At 47.9% G+C, this 4,339-nt stretch carries 4 protein-coding genes; 2 read left to right on the forward strand and 2 right to left on the reverse strand.

The features are described 5' to 3' along the window. The coding region (locus Q0200_RS07235) for a molybdopterin molybdotransferase MoeA (RefSeq protein ID WP_297939644.1) at positions 1-722 on the reverse strand (722 nt) is incomplete at its 3' end. Between the two features lies 1 nt (position 723). Continuing rightward, entirely contained in the window at positions 724-1,989 is a 1,266-nt protein-coding gene (gene murA, locus Q0200_RS07240) for a UDP-N-acetylglucosamine 1-carboxyvinyltransferase (RefSeq protein WP_297939647.1), read from the reverse strand. Positions 1,990-2,106: 117 nt separating this feature from the next. Here murA and Q0200_RS07245 point away from each other — a divergent pair, with 117 nt between their 5' ends. After that, positions 2,107-3,294, forward strand: coding sequence for an amidohydrolase (locus Q0200_RS07245; RefSeq protein ID WP_297939650.1), 1,188 nt, complete (start codon positions 2,107-2,109; stop codon positions 3,292-3,294). 78 nt (positions 3,295-3,372) lie between these two features. Further along, positions 3,373-4,339, forward strand: a 967-nt coding sequence (locus tag Q0200_RS07250) for an HAD hydrolase family protein (RefSeq protein ID WP_297939653.1), incomplete at its 3' end; no start/stop codon positions are given.

Raw genomic sequence — 4,339 nt, forward strand, 5'->3', positions numbered from 1 at the left:
CCGCCGCTTGTTATGATGACGTCAAATTCGGCCGACTCTAGCGCGCGCGTCGTGCTTTCTAGGTCGTCTTTTATGATGCCCGCGTACGAGCTAGCAAAGCCGAAGCTTTGAAGCAAAGACGCGATGCCTGCGCCGTTTGCATTATAAATTTGCTCCTCGCTCGCGTTTTGCCACGGCTCGACCACTTCGTCGCCGCTTGAAAATATACCGATCTTTAGCTCGCGCTCTACGCAGACGCAGTAAATGCCCTGGGCGGATAGCATCATCACTCTTGCAGGCGTTAAAATTTCGCCTTTTTTTAGCAAAATTTCACCGGCTTTGACCTCTTCGCCTTTGTATCTTAGGGCGTTAAATTTTTTGACTTTACTTTGCGGCGAGAGCTTGCCGTCTAGCAAAACCGCATCTTCAAAAGGCACGACCGTGTCGGCATTTGTCGGCATTTTTGCGCCGGTCATTATCTTTACGCATTCGCCTTTTTTTAGCGCGATCTCAGCCTCATCGCCCGCCAGCACGGTTGCCGCGACGCCTAAAGGCTGATCAAAATCATCAAATTTAAGCGCGTAGCCGTCCATCGCGGCATTATCAAAAGAGGGCAAATTTTTAACCGCGACTACATCCTGGGCTAAAACTTTACCCGTAGCGCGCTCAAGGCTCACAAACTCGCCGTAGCCGTCAAATTTAGCTTTTTCTAAGATCAAATTTTGAGCAAGCTCTAGCGTCATTTTACTCCTCCAGCCTGCGTATTTTTGCGCCCAGAGCCGCTAGCTTGCGCTCTAGCCCCTCGTAGCCTCTATCCAGGTGATAAATTCTATGCACGCGGCTAATTCCGTTTGCTGCAAGGGCAGCTAGCACTAGGGCCGAGCTTGCGCGCAGATCGGTAGCCATCACGTCTGCGGCGTTTATCTCGCCTCCGCCGTAGATCGTCGCGATGTGGCCGTTTAGGCGGATATCCGCACCCATGCGAGTGAGCTCGCTAACGTGCATAAAGCGGTTCTCAAAAAGCCTCTCGTCGATCGTGCTAACGCCGTTTGCCACGAGCGAGAGCGCCATAAACTGCGCCTGCATATCGGTCGGAAATCCCGGAAACTCCGTCGTCACGATCTCGACGGGATTTACGTTTTTAGCCGGCATTATCGTGATTTTGTCGCCGTCTACGACGGTTTCAAAGCCCATTTGGTTAAATTTAGTAAGCACGGCCCTAATATGCGCGGCGTTGGCGTTTGTTATAGTAACCTGCGAGTTCGTGATCGCCCCGGCGCAAAGATACGTGCCCGCCTCGATCCTATCGGGGATAACCGTTATCTCGCCCACATCCAGCAGGCGCCTATCCGTACCCTCGATCACGAGCTCATCCGTGCCGATACCCTCGATCTTCACGCCGCCAGCTGCCAAAACCTCACAAAGCTGCACCACTTCGGGCTCTTTAGCGACGTTGATTAGATGCGTCGTGCCGTGAGCGAGCGCGGCGGCCATGATGATGTTTTCGCTGCCAGTTACCGTGATCTTGTCAAACACGATCTGCGCGCCCTTTAGCCCGTCAGGCGCCGTGGCTACGACGTAGCCTTGTTTTATCTCGATATTTGCACCCATTTTTTCAAGCGCGCTCAGGTGTAGATCGATCGGCCTTTGTCCGATCGCGCAGCCGCCGGGCAGACTCACCTCGCAGTGGCCAAACCTAGCTAGCAGCGGGCCAAGAACCAGGATGGAGGCGCGCATTTTACGCACGATGTCGTAGTTGGCCTTCGTGGAGCTAACGTAGTTTGAGTTGATTTTTAACGTGTGATCGTCCGTAAATTCGCACTTTGCGCCCAAATTTACGAGCAGCGTCGCCAATGTCTTTATATCCGCGACGTTTGGCATATTTTTTAGCGTCACGTCGTTTTTTATGATTAGAGCCGCGGCTATGAGGGGCAGGGCGGCGTTTTTCGCTCCGCTTATGGCGACCTCGCCGCCCAGTTTAGCGTTTCCTTCGATTTCTAGGTAATACATATTTCTTAAATCCTTAAATAAAATCCAAAGTATAGTGAAATTTAGCTTATAAATTTAAATTTATGCCGATATTTACCGATTTATTTATATAATTTTATTTATATTATTGGAGGCGCTATGTCCCTTACGCAAATATTTTCAGATCTTTGTAAAAGCTTCGCTCCCGATGCTTTTGCGGTGAATTATACATTAGCTAAAAACCCTGAGATTTCTAGTCAAGAGTTCGAGTCTGTCAAAACCATTGGTGCTGTTCTCGAAAAACATGACATGGACGTAACCTATGAATTTTGTGATTTACCGACTGCCTTCAAGGCCTCTGTTGTGAAAGTAGATAACCCTCAAGGTCGTTTAGCCATACTTTGTGAATACGATGCACTACCTGAGGTAGGCCATGCTTGCGGGCATTCCGCCAGTGGTTCTATGAGCGTGTTGGCTGCATTGACACTACATAAAATGCAAGAAGAGGGCGTAGCTTTCAACATGGACATCGATATTATCGGCACACCAGACGAAGAAGCGATGGGGTGCAAGGTGGATATGTGCAATGCAGGGGTATTTAAAGAATACGATTTTGCCATCATGGTGCATCTCGACGGCGAGGAAACGCGTCCTAATTCACAATTTTTGGCACTTGATTGTTTCCGTGCTAAGTATCACGGTAAGCCAGCCCATGCAGCCGGAGAGCCTTGGAATGGCATCAACGCGGTAAATGGTGTGCAACTCGCTATCCATGCTATGGATATGATGCGCCAACAAGTGCGCCCTGAAACGCGCATCGGCACGTGGATCATTGCTGGAGGTACCGCATCGAATGTAATTCCTGCCTTCGGTGAATTAGAGGTTACCGTGCGTCACACAGAGCGGGATTACTTAAATGGCTTATCTGAGCAGATTAAAAACATCTTTGAAGGGGCTGCCCTTTGTACAGGTACAACTGTAGATGTAGAGTTTTATGGCAATCCGTATGATGATATGAACCAAAACCATCGTGGCACAGCGCTTATCGAAGAGGTAATGGCCGACATGGGCCTCGATTTTGAACCTGGTCCGGCAGCCCTCGGAGGTAGTTCAGATATTGGCAATGTAAGCTATCAATGCGCTGCATTCCATCCTAAATTGCGCCTCGCTGGCGAGCCGAAGGTGTGCCACTCTAAAGAATTTGCCGCAGCTATGCTAGAGCCTACCATTGAACAAACCATCATCGATGGCGCTAATATTATTGGTGGCGCTTTACTACGACTCGTAGAAAACCCAACAACCTTGGAAGAAATCGTAGCTGAATTTAAAGGATCTCTAGGGGAATAGTCATAGGATACTATGAGGATACTCATTTGAAATTCAAGATATTGATAAATCTATTTTAGACACCATGAGGGAGGCTGTATGTCCTCAAAGGAAACATTAACTATAAAAAATTATATTGGTCTTGTAGGTGATAAACCAATTCGATTTATCGCATCTGATGTAGATGGCACCTTGGTAAACGATGCAAAGGCGATTCCTGAGGATGCCATTGAGGCGATTCGTGCAGCTCGTGAAAGCGGCATTCGCGTAGCCATTGCTTCTGGCCGCGCTTGGAATGAGATGAATGATGTCATCGAAAAACTGCCTTGCTTGCGCTATTTCATGTGCACCAATGGCGCTTACGTGATGGATAAGGATGAAAACCGCAGTCTATTCCACGTAAATTTTGATAAGGAACAAGCTCTACACTTGTTACGTAAACTATTAACCTATGGCGTATATGTAGAGGCCTATGTGAAAGATAAAATCTTTGGCATGTATCCGCCATCTAGATGCATTACCCCTGAACGCTTAGGGGCGTGTGCTTGTGAACGAAGTGGCAGTAATAAAAAGACGTTGCATGGCATAATGGATAATCATTTGCCTAATACACTAGATGGTCGGGTTTCTAGTACATTTCAATCCCAGGTGCCTAATGCATTACACACCCACCTGCCAGGAGCAACTTATGATCACTATGCATTGGCAGAAGGTGATGAAGTAGCAAAAGTGAACATGTCTGAATGTGAAATAGAGCAGTCTAATTTCTTCTTTAGACCTAATATTCGTCCATTTATCTTGGCGACGCGGACAATGGTATGTGATTTATTAGCTCATATGGAATCCTTAGACGAAGGTCCTGAGAAGATTCAAATCTTTTACGGTGACGAGCCGATGCGTCAGCGTATCTTGCAAGACTTACGAGATGAATACCAAGGTCTGTCCCACGATGGCACAGGCCGTGAAAGATTTTACGATGTGCTGCTCTCTAGTGAGGGTAATTTAGAGTTTGTATTGCCTCACACTACAAAGGGCACAGCCGTAGAAGCCTTGGCCAAACACTGGG

It is taken from the genome of uncultured Campylobacter sp. (assembly GCF_938045225.1).
GTDB lineage: Bacteria > Campylobacterota > Campylobacteria > Campylobacterales > Campylobacteraceae > Campylobacter_A.